Annotated in this window: 13 protein-coding genes and 1 pseudogene; 9 read left to right on the plus strand and 5 right to left on the minus strand. The window is 66.0% G+C overall.

Annotated features, from left to right (window positions below; all coding sequences use genetic code 11):
- Nucleotides 1-246: 246 nt before the first annotated feature.
- Nucleotides 247-4,011 (plus strand): methionine synthase, encoded by a 3,765-nt coding sequence (metH, locus tag BST42_RS26200; RefSeq protein ID WP_083122620.1) that lies wholly within the window; start codon nucleotides 247-249, stop codon nucleotides 4,009-4,011.
- Here the strand turns inward: metH and BST42_RS26205 are convergent.
- The 3 genes from BST42_RS26205 to gnd are packed head-to-tail and all read right to left on the minus strand — an operon-like array spanning nucleotide 3,993 to nucleotide 9,063.
- Nucleotides 3,993-6,662 (minus strand): MGH1-like glycoside hydrolase domain-containing protein, encoded by a 2,670-nt coding sequence (locus BST42_RS26205; RefSeq protein WP_083122621.1) that lies wholly within the window; start codon nucleotides 6,660-6,662, stop codon nucleotides 3,993-3,995. The two genes, metH and BST42_RS26205, sit on opposite strands and share 19 nt — an antisense overlap.
- Nucleotides 6,659-8,050, minus strand: coding sequence for a glucose-6-phosphate dehydrogenase (gene zwf, locus BST42_RS26210; RefSeq protein ID WP_083122622.1), 1,392 nt, complete (start codon nucleotides 8,048-8,050; stop codon nucleotides 6,659-6,661). Before zwf ends, BST42_RS26205 begins: the two co-directional genes overlap by 4 nt.
- Entirely contained in the window at nucleotides 8,050-9,063 is a 1,014-nt protein-coding gene (gnd, locus tag BST42_RS26215; protein WP_083122623.1) for a phosphogluconate dehydrogenase (NAD(+)-dependent, decarboxylating), read from the minus strand. The genes zwf and gnd overlap by 1 nt, the downstream gene beginning before the upstream one ends.
- Nucleotides 9,064-9,140: 77 nt before the next feature.
- Between gnd and BST42_RS26220 the strand changes: the two genes are divergently transcribed.
- Nucleotides 9,141-9,824 (plus strand): HAD family hydrolase, encoded by a 684-nt coding sequence (locus BST42_RS26220; RefSeq protein ID WP_083122648.1) that lies wholly within the window; start codon nucleotides 9,141-9,143, stop codon nucleotides 9,822-9,824.
- Nucleotides 9,825-9,911: 87 nt separating this feature from the next.
- Nucleotides 9,912-11,378, plus strand: a complete 1,467-nt coding sequence (locus tag BST42_RS26225) for a sugar porter family MFS transporter (protein ID WP_083122624.1) — start codon at nucleotides 9,912-9,914, stop codon at nucleotides 11,376-11,378.
- A gap of 7 nt (nucleotides 11,379-11,385) precedes the next feature.
- Here the strand turns inward: BST42_RS26225 and BST42_RS26230 are convergent, their stop codons facing one another.
- The gene (locus tag BST42_RS26230) at nucleotides 11,386-11,973 is read right to left on the minus strand and encodes a hypothetical protein (protein WP_110918791.1); all 588 of its coding nucleotides are present in this window, start codon (nucleotides 11,971-11,973) and stop codon (nucleotides 11,386-11,388) included.
- 54 nt (nucleotides 11,974-12,027) lie between these two features.
- Between BST42_RS26230 and BST42_RS26235 the strand changes: the two genes are divergently transcribed.
- The 4 genes from BST42_RS26235 (at nucleotide 12,028) to BST42_RS26250 (ending at nucleotide 15,085) form a co-directional block, all read left to right on the plus strand.
- The gene (locus BST42_RS26235; protein ID WP_083122625.1) at nucleotides 12,028-12,309 is read left to right on the plus strand and encodes a phosphoribosyl-ATP diphosphatase; all 282 of its coding nucleotides are present in this window, start codon (nucleotides 12,028-12,030) and stop codon (nucleotides 12,307-12,309) included.
- Between the two features lie 9 nt (nucleotides 12,310-12,318).
- Nucleotides 12,319-13,173: an ATP phosphoribosyltransferase gene (hisG, locus tag BST42_RS26240; RefSeq protein ID WP_083122650.1), complete on the plus strand. Its 855-nt coding sequence runs from the start codon at nucleotides 12,319-12,321 to the stop codon at nucleotides 13,171-13,173.
- A gap of 68 nt (nucleotides 13,174-13,241) precedes the next feature.
- Complete coding sequence (locus BST42_RS26245; protein ID WP_083122626.1) at nucleotides 13,242-13,724, plus strand: DUF4126 family protein; 483 nt, start codon at nucleotides 13,242-13,244, stop codon at nucleotides 13,722-13,724.
- The gene (locus BST42_RS26250; RefSeq protein WP_083122627.1) at nucleotides 13,721-15,085 is read left to right on the plus strand and encodes an FAD-containing oxidoreductase; all 1,365 of its coding nucleotides are present in this window, start codon (nucleotides 13,721-13,723) and stop codon (nucleotides 15,083-15,085) included. The genes BST42_RS26245 and BST42_RS26250 overlap by 4 nt, the downstream gene beginning before the upstream one ends.
- Here the strand turns inward: BST42_RS26250 and BST42_RS26255 are convergent.
- Nucleotides 15,078-15,908 (minus strand): hypothetical protein, encoded by an 831-nt coding sequence (locus tag BST42_RS26255; protein WP_083122628.1) that lies wholly within the window; start codon nucleotides 15,906-15,908, stop codon nucleotides 15,078-15,080. The two genes, BST42_RS26250 and BST42_RS26255, sit on opposite strands and share 8 nt — an antisense overlap.
- Before the next feature lie 84 nt (nucleotides 15,909-15,992).
- On the opposite strand from BST42_RS26255, the pseudogene BST42_RS26260 reads away from it, so the two are divergent.
- Together BST42_RS26260 and BST42_RS26265 are read left to right on the plus strand one after the other, a co-directional pair.
- Nucleotides 15,993-16,387 (plus strand): annotated as a pseudogene (locus BST42_RS26260) (NINE protein).
- On the plus strand, nucleotides 16,380-16,790 hold the full coding sequence (locus tag BST42_RS26265) for a DUF2752 domain-containing protein (protein ID WP_083122630.1): 411 nt from the start codon (nucleotides 16,380-16,382) through the stop codon (nucleotides 16,788-16,790). Before BST42_RS26260 ends, BST42_RS26265 begins: the two are co-directional and overlap by 8 nt.
- Nucleotides 16,791-16,826 lie beyond the last annotated feature (36 nt).

Below are 16,826 nucleotides of genomic sequence, written 5' to 3' on the forward strand. Positions count from 1 at the left end.
CCTTCTCGGACCGACTACCCTGGTGTCGTGGCGTGTGCTAGTAGACGCGTCATCGGCACGTGGTTGCGAGCCCGGGCGTCCTCGGCGCGAAATACGTTCGGCTGCAATCTGGTTAACCCGACGGGTTAGGCGCCCAGAAGTCGATTGCGCGACGACGTAGACTTTTCACCGTCGAGAGGCGTTGCAACGGGTCCGGCCGGCTGCCGGTATCCGCCACGCTCGGCAGAGTTAAGGACGCCTTCCGTCATGGAAGGAACGTTTGTGAGCACCCCTGAGTCGAACGGCTTCACGCCGAACATCCGCCCGGACTGCACTGATGCGTTGGCAGCTGCCATGCGCGAGCGGATCCTGGTGATCGACGGTGCGATGGGCACGGCGATTCAGCGCGACCGGCCGGACGAGGCCGGGTATCGCGGCGAACGGTTCTCCGACTGGCCGAGCGACCTGGTCGGCAACAACGACCTGCTCACGCTGACCCAGCCGCACATCATCTCCGGCATCCACCGCGAATACCTCGACGCGGGCGCCGACATCCTGGAGACCAACACGTTCAACGCGAACGCGGTCTCGCTCTCCGATTACGGAATGCAGGAGTTCAGCTACGAGCTCAACTACGCAGGCGCGGCCCTGGCCCGCACGGCCTGCGACGAGTTCAGCACTCCCGACAAACCGCGCTATGTCGCGGGCGCGCTGGGACCGACGACCCGGACCGCGTCGATCTCCCCGGACGTCAACGACCCCGGCGCGCGCAACGTCTCCTACGACCAGCTGGTGGCCGCCTACCTCGACGCGGCCAAGGGGCTGGTCGACGGTGGTGCCGACCTTCTCATCGTCGAGACGATCTTCGACACCCTGAACGCCAAGGCCGCGATCTTCGCCATCGAGACACTGTTCGAGGAGCGTGGTCGCCGCTGGCCGGTGATCATCTCGGGCACGATCACCGACGCGTCCGGGCGGACGTTGTCCGGTCAGGTCACCGAGGCGTTCTGGAACTCGATCCGGCACGCCAAGCCACTCGCGGTGGGTCTGAACTGCGCCCTGGGTGCACCCGAGATGCGGCCGTACCTGGCCGAGATCTCGCGTATCGCGGACACCTTCGTCTCCTGCTATCCGAATGCCGGTCTGCCCAACGCCTTCGGCGAGTACGACGAGTCCCCGAAGCGTCAGGCCGGATACGTCGAGGAATTCGCCGACGCCGGTCTGGTCAACATGGTCGGTGGCTGCTGCGGAACGACACCGGCGCACATCGCCGAGATCGCGAAGGTCGTCGAGGGCAAGACGCCCCGCGAGGTGCCGCAGATCGAGGTCGCCACTCGGCTGGCCGGTCTGGAACCGCTCAACATCACCGACGAGTCGCTCTTCGTCAACATCGGTGAGCGCACCAACATCACCGGTTCCGCCCGGTTCCGCAACCTGATCAAGGCCGAGGACTATGACACCGCGTTGTCGGTGGCGCTGCAGCAGGTCGAGGTCGGTGCGCAGGTCATCGACATCAACATGGACGAAGGCATGATCGACGGCGTCGCCGCGATGGACCGGTTCACCAAGCTGATCGCCGCCGAGCCCGACATCAGCCGCGTCCCGGTGATGATCGACTCCTCCAAATGGGAGGTCATCGAGGCCGGCCTGAAGAACGTCCAGGGCAAGCCGATCGTCAACTCGATCTCGATGAAGGAGGGCGAGGAGAAGTTCGTCCGCGAAGCCCGGCTGTGCGGCAAGTACGGTGCCGCCGTCGTGGTGATGGCCTTCGACGAGCAAGGGCAGGCCGACAACCTGGAACGCCGCAAGGAGATCTGCGGGCGCGCCTACCGGGTCTTGACCGACGAGGTCGGCTTCCCGGCCGAGGACATCATCTTCGACCCGAACTGCTTCGCCCTGGCGACCGGCATCGAGGAGCACGCGTCCTACGGGATCGACTTCATCGAGGCCTGCGCCTGGATCAAGGAGAACCTGCCGGGAGTGCACATCTCCGGCGGCATCTCGAACGTGTCGTTCTCGTTCCGGGGCAACAACCCGGTCCGCGAGGCGATCCATTCGGTGTTCCTGTTCCACGCCATCAAGGCCGGCCTGGACATGGGCATCGTCAATGCCGGCGCACTGGTGCCGTACGACTCGATCGACCCCGAGCTGCGGGACCGCATCGAGGACGTCGTGTTGAACCGCCGCGAAGATGCCGCCGAACGTCTCCTCGAGATCGCCGAGCGGTTCAACAGATCGGAGAAGGGTGAAGATCCGGCGGCTGCCGAATGGCGGTCGCTGCCGGTCCGCGAACGGATCACGCACGCTCTGGTGAAGGGCATCGACGCGCATGTCGACGACGACACCGAGGAGTTGCGGGCCGAGATCGCCGCGGCAGGCGGTCGTCCGATCGAGGTGATCGAGGGGCCGCTGATGGACGGCATGAACGTCGTCGGCGGCCTGTTCGGCTCCGGCAAGATGTTCCTGCCGCAGGTGGTGAAATCAGCGCGGGTGATGAAAAAGGCGGTGGCATACCTGCTGCCGTTCATCGAGGAGGAGAAGGTCAGCTCGGGCGCCGCGGCCGGAAAGGACACAAACGGCACGATCGTGATGGCGACCGTGAAAGGCGACGTCCACGACATCGGCAAGAACATCGTCGGGGTCGTGCTGCAGTGCAACAACTTCGAGGTGATCGACCTCGGTGTGATGGTGCCCGCACAGAAGATCCTCGATGCGGCCAAGGAGCACGACGCCGACATCATCGGGCTGTCCGGGCTGATAACCCCGTCGCTGGACGAGATGGCCAACTTCGCCGTCGAGATGGAACGCCAGGGCTTGCAGATCCCGCTGTTGATCGGTGGTGCGACGACCTCGCGCGCCCATACCGCCGTGAAGATCTCGCCGCGCCGCAGCGGCCCGGTGGTGTGGGTCAAGGACGCATCCCGCTCGGTGCCCGTGGCCGCCGCGCTGCTCGACGACAAGCAGCGGCCGGCTCTGCTGGAGGCCACCGAGAAGGACTACGCATCGCTTCGGGAACGGCACGCGCAGAAGAACGAGCGGCCGATGCTCACCCTGGAGAAGGCCCGCGCCAACCGGACGCCGATCGAGTGGGACGGCTACACCCCGCCGGTGCCCGCCCAGGGCCTGGGCGTGCGCGAGTTTCTCGACTACGACCTCGCCGAGCTGCGCGAGTTCATCGACTGGCAGCCGTTTTTCAACGCCTGGGAGATGAAGGGCCGATTCCCCGACATCTTGAATAACCCGGCTTCGGGTGAGGCCGCTCGCAAGCTGTACGACGACGCGAGTGAGATGCTCGACACCGCGATCAAGGAGAAATGGCTGACCGCCAACGGCGTGATCGGCTTCTTCCCCGCGAACGCGGTCGGTGACGACATCGAGGTCTACACCGACGAGACCCGCAGCGAGGTGCTGACCACCCTGCACAACCTGCGCCAGCAGGGCGAGCACCGCGACGGCATCCCGAACCGGAGCCTCGGCGATTTCATCGCGCCGAAGGACACGGGGCTGGCCGACTACGTCGGAGCCTTCGCCGTCACGTCAGGACTCGGCGGCGGTGAGAAGATCGCGGAGTTCAAGGCTGCTCTCGACGACTACAGCGCGATCCTGCTCGAGTCGATCGCCGACCGCCTGGCGGAGGCGTTCGCCGAACGCATGCATCAGCGGGTCCGCAAGGAGTTCTGGGGTTACCAGCCGGACGAGCAGCTCGACAACGACGCACTGATCGGCGAGAAGTACGTCGGAATCCGTCCCGCGCCCGGCTATCCCGCCTGCCCCGAGCACACCGAGAAGGTGACGCTCTGGGAGTTGATGGACGTCAAGGAGCGCACCGGCATCGAGCTGACCGAGTCGATGGCGATGTGGCCCGGTGCCGCGGTCAGCGGCTGGTATTTCTCGCACCCGCAATCGCAGTACTTCGTGGTCGGCAGGCTGGCTCAGGATCAAGTCGCCGACTACGCCAAGCGCAAGGGCTGGACCCTGGCCGAGGCCGAACGCTGGCTGGCGCCGAACCTCGGCTACAACCCGGAGGACTGAGCCCGGAAATACAGGCTGCCCCGGAACGCAAGCAGCACAGCGACGGTCGCGGTCCATCCGGTCTGGTGGCTGGCACCCAGGCCACGGCCGGTGTCGCCGTCGAAGTACTCGTGGAACGGGACCAGGTCGCGCCAGTGCGGGTCGGTCTGGAAATACTCGTTGTCCCCGAACACCGCTCGCCGGCCGTCCTCGCCGCGGACCAGAAGGCCGGTCAGCTGGCGAGCAAGCCGGTCGGCCACCACGTGCAGGGTCACCTCGTCGGCCGACCCCGCGGGGTCGGGAACTCGGTAGGTGTCGCCGAGGAACCGGGCGTAGGAGTTGAGCGCCTGGACGACGAGGAAATTGGTGGGCAGCCAGACCGGACCGCGCCAGTTGGAGTTTCCGCAGAACATGCGGCTGCGCGATTCGGCAGGCTGATAGTCGACCACGTAGTCGGCACCGTCGACGTGGTAGGTGTACGGGTGGTCGCGGTGGTACCGCGACAGAGACCGGATTCCGTTGGGGGACAGGAACTGCTCCGGGTCCAGGAGCCGTCGCAGGATATGCGTGAGCCGGTCCTTGTGGATGACGCCGATCATCAGATGACTGCCGTCGCCGCCGCTCATCACCAGCTTGACGTCGTCGTCGGTGTGCTCGTAGGTCTTGGCCAGCGCCCCGAGGCAGTGCGTGAGGATCGAGGTGACCTCCGTCGCGCTGGTCGGGATGGCGATTGCCGCGAAGAGCGGAACGATCGCCTGGATCGAGAACACCTCCAGCGATCTGCTTGTCCCGTCCGGCATTTCGATGACATCGTGATAGAAGTTTGTGTCGTCGTTCCAGAAGCTGACCCGGTAGGTGCCCTTCTCCAGTGAGTTGGCCACCAGCCAGGCGTCCCACACCCACCGGCTGAACATGTCGGTGTAACTCGGATCCGTCTGCGACAGTTCGATCGCCATCTCCAACAGATGGAAGATCAGCGCCGCCATCCACGCGGTGCCGTCGACCTGGGCGAGCTCCCCGCCGGTGGGCAGCGGCTCGTCGCGGTCGAACACCCCGATGTTGTCCATGCCGAGGAACCCGCCGCCGAACACACCGCGGTTCGTCTCGTCTTTCTGGTTGAGCCACCACATCGCGTTGAGGGTGGCGGACCGGTATGCGGTGGCCAGGAAATCGAAATCCCCGACGCCGTTGCGAAGCTGATCGAGTTGGTAGACCTGCCACGCCGCCCAGGCATGCACAGGCGGATTGGTGTCGCCGAACTTCCATTCGTAGGCCGGGATCTGGCCGTGCGGATGTTGCGCGGTGGACCCGTGCAGGATGAGTACCTGCGTCTTGGCGAACTCGGGATCGATGAGCGCCATGGCGACGCAGTGAAAAGCCAAGTCCCAGGCGGCAAACCACGGGTACTCCCACGCGTCGGGCATCAGGATGACATTAGTGACCGCGAAATGCTGCCAGTCGTGGTTGCGTGCGCTCCAGCGTTCTCGTGGCGGTGGCGGTTGGTCCGGATCGCCCTTCAGCCAGCGCCGCACCGCGTAATTGTAGAACTGCTTGCACCACAGCAGCCCGGCGAAGGCCTGCCGCTGGACCAGCCGTTCGTCGCTGCTCAGGTCCGGTGCCGCGACCGCGTGATAGAACTCGTCCGCCTCGTGCCTGCGGTCTGCCAGCACGGCATCGGCGTACTCGGTCGGGTAGACGGTATCTGTGGTCGCGAAACGGACTGTGACGGCGCATATTTCGCCGGGTTGCAAGGTGGTGGAGACAATCGCGGCGACCTTGCTGCCTTCCGCCGCGTCGACAGCGTCGGCGATGCCGTCGACCAGGTAGTCGTTGATACCGTCTTTGGTGGTGGCCGATGCGTTCGCCGAGGAGAACAACAGGCGGTTGTTGGTCTCGTTCTCGCAGAACACCAGTCGCGGAGTATCCCCGCATGAACTGGTGACCGTGTACCACCGCCGCCCGAGCTTGGGGTGCGAGGTGCTCGCCGTGCCGTCGCCACATGCGGCGATCCGCGGCCGGTCCTGGTCCGGATCCCAAGACCAGGTGTTGCGGTACCACAGCTGCGGCAGCACGTGGATCGGCGCTGCCTCCGGCCCGCGGTTGGTCACCGTGATACGGCAGAAGACGTCCTCCGGCCCATCCTTGGCGTAGGCCACCTCGACGTCGAAATAGCGCTGCTGCAGCCATTGTTCGCGCAAGGCCTCGAACAGTTCGTACTCGTCGTCGTCGGGTCCGCGCTGCTGATTCGTGCGCAGCAGGTCGTCGTACGGGAACGCGGCCTGCGGATATTTGTAGACCAGGGATGCGTAGGCGTGGGTCGGCAGGTTGTCGGTGTAGAACCAGTAGTCCTTGACGTCCTCTCCGTGGTTGCCCTCCTCGTTGGCCACCCCGTAGGGCCGTTCTTTGATGATGCGGTCGTGACCGTTCCACAGTGCGACGCCCAGACAGATGGTCTGCTCGTCGTCGCACCAGCCGGCCAGACCGTCGTCGCTCCAGCGGTACGCCCGGCTGCGGGCGTGGTCGAACGGAAAGTAGGCCCAGGCATCGCCATCGGCGCTGTAGTCCTCCCGCACGCTGCCCCAGGCGCGTTCGCTCAGGTACGTTCCCCAGCGGCGCCAGGGCGCGACCCCGGCCTCTGCCTCGGCGAGGCGGTTCTGCTCGGCGGTGCTCACTGGTGCGCGGGCAGCCAGGGCTGACGCCAGGCCGGATATCCGGCGACCAGTGCGTTGGCTCCCGGCGGTCCCCACGAACCCGGTTGGTACACCTCGACCGGCGGCGGCGACTCCAGCAGCGGCTCGACGATCCGCCAGGTCTCCTCCACACCGTCTTCCCGGATGAACTGGCTCGAGTCGCCGTGCATGGCGTCTCCCAGCAGTCGCTCGTACGGTTCGGGGGCGGCGGCCATCTCGTCGGCGAACACCAGACCGAGGTTGACGGCGCGGGTGGTGTCGGCACCGGATTCTTTGGCTTGCAGTATGAAATCCACGCCGGGACTGGGATCGATCCGGAAGATGAACTCGTTCTGTTCGGTCTTCGGCAGGAACGGCAGTGGTGGCGGTCGCTTGAAGATCACCCGAATCTCGGTGGCTCGCACCGGAAGAGCCTTGCCGGCCCGGATGAAGAACGGCACACCCGACCAGCGCCAGTTGTCGATATGCAACTTCAACGCCGTGAACGTCTCGGTCTGCGAGTCAGGCGCGACACCGTCGATCTCCCGATAGCCGGCGTACTGGCCGCGCACATACTGCGCGGGGTCGGCGGGACGAATGGACTTGAACAGCTCGACCCGCTTGTCCCGGAACCCGTCCGGGCCGCCGCTCGACGGTTCGGCGGCGATCAGTCCGATCAGCTGCAGCAAGTGATTTTGGACGACATCGCGCAATGCCCCGACCGGGTCGTAGAAGTGGCCGCGATCCTCCACGCCGAAGTTCTCGGCCATCGTGATCTGCACTGCCTCGATCCGGTCGCGGTTCCACAGCGGCTCGATGATGGAGTTGGAGAACCGGATGTAGCGGATGTCCATCGCCGGTTCCTTGCCGAGGAAGTGGTCGATGCGGTAGATCTGCCACTCCTGCAGGTGGGCGCTCAACTGATCGTTGAGGGCCTTCGCCGATGAAAGATCATGTCCGAACGGCTTTTCCACCACCACCCGCGCGTTGTCGGTGAGGCCGGCGCCGGCGAGGCCGTCCACCACCCGGCCGAACAGCGACGGAGGGATCTCCAGGTAGAACACCGGATCGGTGCGGCCCTTGATGGCGGCGGCCACCTTGGTGTATGTCGCGGCGTCGGCGAAATCGCCGGAAACCATTGACAATCGCGCCGCGAATCGGGCGAACACCTCGTCGTCCACCGGCTCGCCGGTCGCTTCGATCGCGGCTCGCGCGTGTTCGGCCAGGGTCTCGGCGGACCAGTCGTCAAGTGCCACTCCGACGATCGGGCACTCGAGCAGGCCGCGCCGCTCCAAGCGGTACAACGACCGGAACGTCATCTTTCTGGCCAAATCGCCTGTGATGCCGAAGATCACTAAAACGTCTGCGGTAGAAGCATTTTGAGCGACCATCACTTCTTCTCCGCGTGGCCGCCGAACTCGCTGCGCATTGCCGAGCAGATCTGGTCGGTGAACTCGCCGAGCTGGCGGGATTGCAAGCGTTCATAGAGAGCGGTGGTGATCACCGGGGCGGGGACGCCTTCGTCCACCGCGGCGAGCACCGTCCACCGTCCTTCGCCGGAATCAGATACCCGCCCGGAGAACTGGGCGAGGTCGGGCGAGGCGGCGAACGCGTCCGCGATCAGGTCCACCAGCCAGGACCCGACGACCGATCCGCGGCGCCAGACTTCGGCGACCTCGCCGACGTTGATGTCGTACTGATAGGCCCACGGGTCGCGCAGGGGAGTGGTCTCGGCATCGACCACTCGATCGACCTGCCCGGCGTTGGCGTGCTTGATGATGCTCAGCCCCTCGGCGATCGCGGCCATCATCCCGTACTCGACGCCGTTGTGAACCATCTTCACGAAGTGCCCGGCGCCATTGGGACCGCAATGCAGGTAGCCCTCGGGGGCGGTTCCGGTGGCGTCGGCCGGGCGGCTCGGAGTGGGCTCCGCGGTGCCGATACCCGGTGCGATGGTCTTGAAGATCGGATCGAGGCGGTCGACCACGTCGGTCTCGCCGCCGATCATCAGGCAATAGCCACGGTCCAACCCCCACACACCGCCGCTGGTGCCGCAATCGACGTAATGCAGGCCACTTCGGGCGAGCTTCTGCGCCCGGGTGATGTCATCGCGGTAGTACGAGTTGCCCCCGTCGATCACGGTGTCTCCGGACGAGAGCAGCGGAACCAGAGTGTCGAGGGTCTCCTCGACGATCGCGGCGGGCAGCATCAGCCAGATCGCGCGCGGGCCGTCGAGTTGTGCGACGAAATCCGCGAGGCTGGCTGCTCCGGTGGCGCCTTCGCCTTCCAGTTCGCCGACCGCGGCGGGGTTCACGTCATAGACGACGCACGTGTGTCCGCCCCGCATCAATCGGCGAACCAGGTTCGCGCCCATTCGTCCCAGACCAACCATGCCGAGTTGCATGACGCCACCCTAGTGATCCGTCGCAGCAAACTCGCCGGATTCGAAGTCATGGCCTGGTACATGGCACAATCGTGGACGTGCGAGCGGTGTTATGGGACATGGACGGCACTCTCGTCGACTCCGAAAAGCTCTGGGACGTCGCGATCAACGAGCTGTACACCCGCCACGGCCGGGTGTTGTCACCGGAGGTGCGCGATGCGACGGTGGGCGGCTCGGCCGACGGGGTGATCCGGATCGTGTTCGCCGACCTCGGGCTCGATCCGCACCCGGGGCACATGGCCGAGGTCGCCGACTGGATGCACGAGTACGTCGGAGAATTGTTTTCGACCGGTCTGCCGTGGTGTCCGGGCGCCCGGGAACTGCTCGACGCATTGCGGGCCGCTGACGTGCCGATGGCGTTGGTGACCAACACGCGTCGGGACCTGACCGAGAACGCACTGAACAGCATTGGCAGGCATTACTTTTCAGCCACGGTGTGCGGTGACGAGGTTCCTCAGGGCAAACCCGCGCCGGACATCTACCTGCGTGCGGCCGAACTGCTCGGGTTCGCCGCGGGCGAATGTCTGGCAATCGAGGACTCGGTCACCGGCACCGCCGCCGCCGAGGACGCCGGATGCCCGGTGCTCGTGGTGCCCAACGAGGTCGACGTGCCCGCCACCCCTGGCCGACAGCACGTTTCGTCGCTCGCAGGGTTGGGCATTCCGCAGCTGCGAAAGATCTACACGGACCTGCGGCTGGGGCTCGGCGAACGCTCGGCGTGAACGGCTGACCGATATCGGCGTGGTGCCGCTGCGACTGTGCAATCGTAGTTGCCACCAGATTTCGCAGTGCTGCGGAAAGGACGCCTCATGGCTGGCCAAGGACCCACCAGCGACACACCGACAGGACTCGAGGACGAAGACTTCTCCTCGGGGGGCACCGCGGTTCGGATAGCCTCGGTAGCCGCCCTGGGTGGTCTGCTCTTCGGCTACGACAGTGCGGTGATCAACGGTGCGGTCGACTCGATCCAGGAAGACTTCGGCATCGGTAACGCCGAGCTCGGCTTCGCCGTCGCATCGGCGTTGCTCGGAGCCGCGGCCGGTGCAATGTCCGCGGGCCGAATCGCAGACCGCATCGGCCGCATCTCGGTGATGAAGATCGCGGCGGTGTTCTTCCTCATCAGCGCCATCGGCACCGGGCTGGCGCCGAATGTGACGACGGTCGTGATCTTCCGGATCGTCGGCGGCATCGGCGTCGGCATCGCCTCGGTGATCGCGCCCGCGTACATCGCCGAGACCTCCCCGCCTCGAATCCGCGGCCGGCTCGGGTCATTGCAACAGCTGGCCATCGTCTCCGGCATCTTTCTGTCGTTCGTCGTGAACTGGCTTCTCCAGCACGCCGCCGGTGGTCCGAACAAGGAACTGTGGCTGCACCTCGACGCCTGGCGGTGGATGTTCCTGGCGATGGCGATCCCCGCGGTCCTGTACGGCGCGCTGGCGTTCACCATCCCCGAGTCGCCGCGGTATCTGGTGGCCAGCCACAAGATTCCCGAGGCCCGCCGAGTGCTGAGCATGCTGCTGGGTGAGAAGAACCTCGAGATCACCATCAGCCGCATCCGCGAGACCCTGGAGCGGGAGGACAAGCCCTCGTGGCGCGATCTGCGCAAGCCGAGCGGCGGCCTGTACGGCATCGTCTGGGTCGGCTTGGGACTGTCGATCTTCCAACAGTTCGTCGGCATCAACGTGATCTTCTACTACTCGAATGTGCTGTGGCAGGCCGTGGGCTTCGACGCCGACCAGTCGGCCATCTACACGGTGATCACGTCGGTGGTGAACGTCGCGACCACCCTGATCGCCATCGCCCTGATCGACAAGATCGGCCGCAAGCCGCTGCTGTTGATCGGCTCGTCCGGCATGGCCGTCACCCTCATCACGATGGCCGTGATCTTCGCCAACGCGACTCTGGTGGATGGAAAGCCGAACCTGCCGGGCGCATCCGGGGTCATCGCGCTGATTGCCGCGAACCTCTTCGTGGTGGCGTTCGGCATGTCCTGGGGTCCGGTCGTCTGGGTCCTGCTCGGCGAGATGTTCCCGAACCGCATCCGTGCGGCCGCTCTCGGACTGGCTGCGGCGGGACAGTGGGCGGCGAACTGGGTTATCACCGTGACGTTCCCCGGCCTGCGTGACCACCTCGGCCTGGCATACGGGTTCTACGGCTTGTGTGCGGTGCTGTCGGGACTGTTCGTGTGGAAGTGGGTCATGGAGACCAAGGGTGTCTCGCTCGAGGACATGCACGCCGAAGTCCTGCACGAGGACAAGCCGGCGCGCTCCGGCTAGCCCGTGATCAGGGGACGTCGGTGTACTGCCAGCTCGCCCCGGTGTTGGAAAACGTGAATCCCTTGCCGGTCTGTTCGCTCAGGCACGAGATGCCGGTCTGCTGCTGAATATTGCAGCGGAATCCGGCGGCCGCGAGAATCTTGTTGAACGGCAACGTCTTCGGCGTGCCCGTTGGTTGGGTGAATTGGTCGGCCGGGACCGAGGCGAACTCGGGATCCCCTTGCGTGGACACCGTGATCGAGTTGGGCGCGACGCCCTGCCCGTCGGCGTCGGTCACCGTATCCGGCGCACCGGTCACGCCGATGCGGCCGGTCCCCGAGCTCGACTGGCACCCGACCCAGGTGCGGGGGACGATCACGCAGCGCCAGCTGCCGCTCGGGCTGGTGAAGTAGTAGCCCGAGCGAACGTCGTCGGTCCTGGTGTAGAAGTCGAAGGCGTTGACCAATTTGTCATTGCTGGGTCGCGCTGAACTCGTGGCAGCCGATGGCGGAGCTGTTTGCTCACTGGTCTCTTTGGTGGTGATGATCGGATTGGAGCAGCCGGCCACGGCCACGACGGCGGCGCCCAGGACGAACAGTGGCCGGGATCCTCGCACGAGACGCCAGCCTAGTGGCCGACCGGAAACCGCCGTGACGGCGGCTGTGCCCGCATGGAACAATCGCAGGCCGTGAAGACCTTCGAGGAACTGTTCGCCGAACTGGGGGAGCGAGCCCGCACCCGACCGGCGGGCAGCGCCACCGTCGCCGCGCTGGACGGCGGTGTGCACGCCCTCGGCAAGAAGATCCTCGAAGAAGCCGGTGAGGTATGGCTGGCCGCCGAGCACGAATCCGACGAGGCGCTGGCCGAGGAGATCAGCCAGTTGTTCTACTGGACGCAGGTGATGATGGTCGCCCGCGGCCTGACCCTCGACGACATCTACCGGAAGCTCTAGGTGGCTGCCATGTTGCGCGTTGCCGTCCCCAACAAGGGGGCACTGTCCGAATCCGCTGCCGAGATCCTCTCGGAAGCCGGCTACCGACGGCGCACCGACCCCAAGGACCTCACCGTCATCGACCCGGCCAACGGCGTCGAGTTCTTCTTCCTGCGGCCCAAGGACATCGCGATCTATGTCGGCTCCGGGCAGCTCGACTTCGGGATCACCGGCCGTGATCTGGCCGCCGAGTCCGACGCCCCGGTGACCGAGCGGCTGGCGTTGGGCTTCGGCTCATCCAGCTTCCGGTACGCCGCACCGGCAGGCCGGGACTGGACAATCGCCGACCTGGCGGGCAAACGCATCGCCACCGCGTACCCCAATCTGGTTCGGAAAGACTTGGCGAGCAAGGGAATCGAGGCCACCGTCATCCGTCTCGACGGGGCGGTCGAGATCTCGATCCAGCTCGGTGTCGCCGATGCGATCGCCGACGTGGTCGGTTCGGGCCGGACATTGCGGCTGCACGATCTGGTGGCTTTCGGTGAGACGCTGTGTGATTCGGAAGCCGTCTTGATCGAACGGGCCGGCAACGGTGACGACTCCAACCGGGCCGCACGCGACCAACTGGCGGCCCGCGTCCAGGGTGTGGTGTTCGGCCAGCAGTACCTGATGCTCGACTACGACTGCCCGCGTTCGGTGCTCGAGCGCGCCACCGCGGTCACCCCCGGACTGGAGTCACCAACGATCGCGCCGCTGGCCGACCCGGACTGGGTAGCGGTACGCGCCCTGGTTCCGCGCCGCGAGGTGAACGCGATCATGGATGAGCTTGCGGCCATCGGGGCCAAGGCGATTCTGGCCTCCGATATCAGGTTCTGCCGCTTCTGAGGTTGGCCCGCCCCTGCGGCGGCTGCATGTTAGCGTCCCTTTAGTTGCCACCGGCCCAAAGGACCGTCATGACGCACGTTCTCGTTCTGTTGCTGGCTCTATTGATCGGCGTGATCGCCGGACTCCGCGCGCTGACCGCCCCCGCGGTCGTGGCGTGGGGCGCTTTTCTCGGGTGGATCGACGTCACCGACAAATGGTCGGAGTGGGTGGGCAGCTGGATCACCGTAGCCGTGCTGACGGTCCTGTTGTTCGTCGAACTGGTCACCGATCAGCTGCCGAAAACGCCCAGCCGCAAGACCACCGCGCAGTTTCTGACCCGGCTGCTCACCGGTGCCTTCGCCGGCGCGGTGATCGGCAGCGCGTTCTTCCACACGTTCAGCTCCCTCGGGGCAGGCATCATCGGAGCGGTGCTCGGCACCCTCGGTGGCTACGAGGCGCGCTCACGGCTGGTGGCGGCCAACGGGGGTCGTGATCTGCCGGTGGCGATCGGCGAGGATGTGATCGCAGTGGGCGGCGGCTTCCTGGTTGCCTACCTGGTCAGTTTCCTGTGAGGTTCGACGCGATCATCGTCGGTGCGGGGCAGGCCGGGCCGCCCTTGGCCGGACGACTGACGGACGCCGGTCAGACCGTCGCGGTGATCGAACGCAAACTCGTCGGCGGCACGTGCGTCAACTCCGGTTGTATACCGACCAAGACCCTGGTCGCCAGCGCGCACACCGCCCACACCGCCCGTCGCGGAGCCGACTACGGGGTGTCCACCGGTGACGTGTCGGTCGACATGTCAAAAGTCAAGGCGCGCAAGGACGGAATCGTGCTGGGCGACCGCAGTGGCGTCGAATCGTGGATCGAGGGAATGCCGGGCTGCACTCTGATCCGCGGCCATGCCCGCTTCGAGGATCCGCACACCATCCGCGTCGGGGACGAGGTCCTGACAGCCGACCGGATCTTCCTCAACGTCGGCGGCCGGGCGGTGGTGCCAGAGCTGCCGGGCCTCGCCGACATCGACTACCTGACCAACGTCGGCATCCTGGAACTCGACACGATTCCCGACCATCTGGTGATCGTCGGCGGCAGCTACATCGGGCTGGAGTTCGCCCAGATGTATCGCCGGTTCGGCGCTCGGGTCACCGTGCTCGAACGGGGGCCAAGGCTCACGCCGCGCGAGGACGAGGACGTCTCCGCCGCCATCGAGGACATCCTCACGGCCGAAGGCATCACCGTCGTCACCGGCGCATCCGGTCTGCGATTCACCAAGCGCGACAACGGATTCGAAGTGATTCCATCCGACGGAGCGGAGCCCATCGCCGGTTCACACCTGCTGGTGGCCGTTGGTCGCCAACCCAACACCGACGACCTCGGCCTGGACCGGGCCGGTGTCGAGGTCGACGGCCGCGGCTACATCGTCGTCGACGACCAACTGCGTACCAGCGCCGAGCACATCTGGGCGATGGGGGACTGTAACGGCAAGGGCGCCTTCACCCACACCTCGTACAACGACTTCGAGATCGTCGCGGCCAACCTGCTCGACGACGATCCGCGCCGGGTCAGCGACCGGGTGCCGACCTACGCCCTCTACATCGACCCGCCACTCGGACGGGCCGGCATGACCGTCGACCAGGTGCGAAAGTCCGGCCGTCGGGCCCTGGTCGGCAGACGGCCGATGACCAGGGTCGGACGGGCGGTGGAAAAGGGTGAGACGCAAGGCTTCATGCAGGTCGTGGTCGACGCCGACACCGAGGAGATCCTCGGCGCGGCCATCCTCGGGGTGGGCGGCGACGAGGTCATCCATTCCATCCTCGACATCATGTCCGCCAAGAAGCCCTACACCGCGATATCGCGCACCATGCACATCCACCCGACCGTCAGCGAGCTGGTGCCGACCCTGCTGCAGGAGCTCAAACCGCTCACTTAGCCGCGGGTTTTCTCTTGCTGCCGGCAAGCCCTTTGGCCGCAGTGTGTTTCGCACCCGTCGCGGTGGCCGGCGGGGTGGCGGCGGCACCGCCTGCCGTGACACCGTTGATGTTGATGCCAGGTCCGGACTTCAGCAGCAACTGGTTGCTGGTGAACAACGCCCCGGCCAGTGCCAGGGGGCCGTCGCCCGCCTGCACCTTGTTGTTCGAGCCCAACACGCTGAGAACCGAGTTCGCCGTGCCTTGAGGCGTCGTCGTGACGAACGCGTTGTACGTCCCGAGATTGCTCGCGCTGCTGAACGTGCCGAACGCGTGCACAAAGCTCTGGTCGCCGGTGTTGAGGGCGGCATTGCCGTTCCCGAAACTCAACACCTCCGACCCGCCGCCGAACAGGTTCAGCGCGACATTGCCAACGCCCAATGCTTCGGCGTTGGAGCTTCCGATCGAGACCGCGAGGTTCAACACCTCCGTCGGCGCAGCGCCGGCATGGGTGTCGGCACCGGGCCCGGCCGACAGCGCCAGACCCAGGCTGGTGGCGACCGCTTTACTGCCGTTGCCGAGGGCAGTCGCCGACCCGAACCAGCCGAAGGCGCCTGCGAAGGCCCCGTCGCCGAGAGCCAGCGCGGCGCCGAGGCCGCCCTCGGCGCGGGCTGACGCCCCCGACCCGAGGGCGACCGCAATCGTGGTCGGACTGCTGGTGCACTGGGCGCTGTTGCCGAAGCCGAACACCGATGCGCAACTGGCCTCCGCCGTCCCGCAACCGAGACCCATCGTCATGGTGCCGGCGGTCAGCGCGGCGAGTGCGATCGAGACGCAGCGATTCATGACCCGAGACCTTATTGGCCCGACGCCCGATTAACTGACGTATCCGTAAAACTTATCCTCTTCTGGGTTTGGCCCCGCTCTGGCATGCTGTGGGCATGACTGAGCCGCAGTTCGGAGGCACCGAGGGCGCACCGCCGCCCAACTACCAGGCCCCGCCGAATTACCCGATGCCGCCGCAGTATCCGGGTCCGGGTGGCTACGTGGACCCTTCGGCCCCGTTCGGCCGCCATCCGGTCACCGGTGAACCCCTGTCGGACAAATCCAAGATCGTCGCCGGGCTGCTGCAGCTGCTCGGACTGTTCGGACTGGTGGGGATCGGCCGCATCTATCTCGGCTACACCGGCCTCGGGATCGCCCAGTTGCTCGTCGGGCTCGTCACGTGCGGCATCGGCGCGGTCATCTGGGGGATCATCGACGGCGTCATGATCCTCACCGACAAGGTGCGTGACCCGCAGGGACGCCCCCTGCGTGATGGATAGCGTCGCCCACCGTCGCAGAACCCGGCTCTACACCGGGGCCGCTACGGGTGTGCTGGGGATCGGTGCGCTCACCTACGTCGGCATCGTCGACCCGCACCGGCCCGGCTCCCTGTTTCCGCCGTGCCCGTTCCGGTTGCTCACCGGCTGGAATTGCCCGGCGTGCGGTGGCCTGCGGATGACCCACGACCTGTTGCACGGCGACATCGCAGCGGCGGTCGTCGACAACGCGTTCCTGCTGGTCGGTTTGCCCCTACTGGCGGTCTGGGCGATATGGCGGATCCGGCGAGGGGAGCGGGCCTTTCCGCTGTCGGCGATCAGCGTGATCGCCGTCGCTGCGATCACCTGGACGGTCATCCGGAACCTGCCCGGCTTCCCGCTGGTGCCCACATTAATTGGGCAGTGAGGCCCACACCGCGCTGCTACACTCACAACTGAAAAT

Origin of the sequence: Mycolicibacterium rhodesiae (genome assembly GCF_002086695.1) — a bacterium.
GTDB classification, from domain to species: Bacteria; Actinomycetota; Actinomycetes; order Mycobacteriales; family Mycobacteriaceae; genus Mycobacterium; species Mycobacterium rhodesiae.

What these genes read in the sequence shown, in the direction of transcription:
- metH (WP_083122620.1), top strand. Translation starts at nt 247, where the DNA reads ATGGAAGGAACGTTTGTGAGCACCCCTGAGTCGAACGGCTTCACGCCG.
- zwf (WP_083122622.1), bottom strand. Translation starts at nt 8,050, where the DNA reads ATGGTCGCTCAAAATGCTTCTACCGCAGACGTTTTAGTGATCTTCGGC.
- gnd (WP_083122623.1), bottom strand. Translation starts at nt 9,063, where the DNA reads ATGCAACTCGGCATGGTTGGTCTGGGACGAATGGGCGCGAACCTGGTT.
- BST42_RS26225 (WP_083122624.1), top strand. Translation starts at nt 9,912, where the DNA reads ATGGCTGGCCAAGGACCCACCAGCGACACACCGACAGGACTCGAGGAC.
- BST42_RS26235 (WP_083122625.1), top strand. Translation starts at nt 12,028, where the DNA reads ATGGAACAATCGCAGGCCGTGAAGACCTTCGAGGAACTGTTCGCCGAA.
- hisG (WP_083122650.1), top strand. Translation starts at nt 12,319, where the DNA reads ATGTTGCGCGTTGCCGTCCCCAACAAGGGGGCACTGTCCGAATCCGCT.
- BST42_RS26245 (WP_083122626.1), top strand. Translation starts at nt 13,242, where the DNA reads ATGACGCACGTTCTCGTTCTGTTGCTGGCTCTATTGATCGGCGTGATC.
- BST42_RS26255 (WP_083122628.1), bottom strand. Translation starts at nt 15,908, where the DNA reads ATGAATCGCTGCGTCTCGATCGCACTCGCCGCGCTGACCGCCGGCACC.
- BST42_RS26265 (WP_083122630.1), top strand. Translation starts at nt 16,380, where the DNA reads ATGGATAGCGTCGCCCACCGTCGCAGAACCCGGCTCTACACCGGGGCC.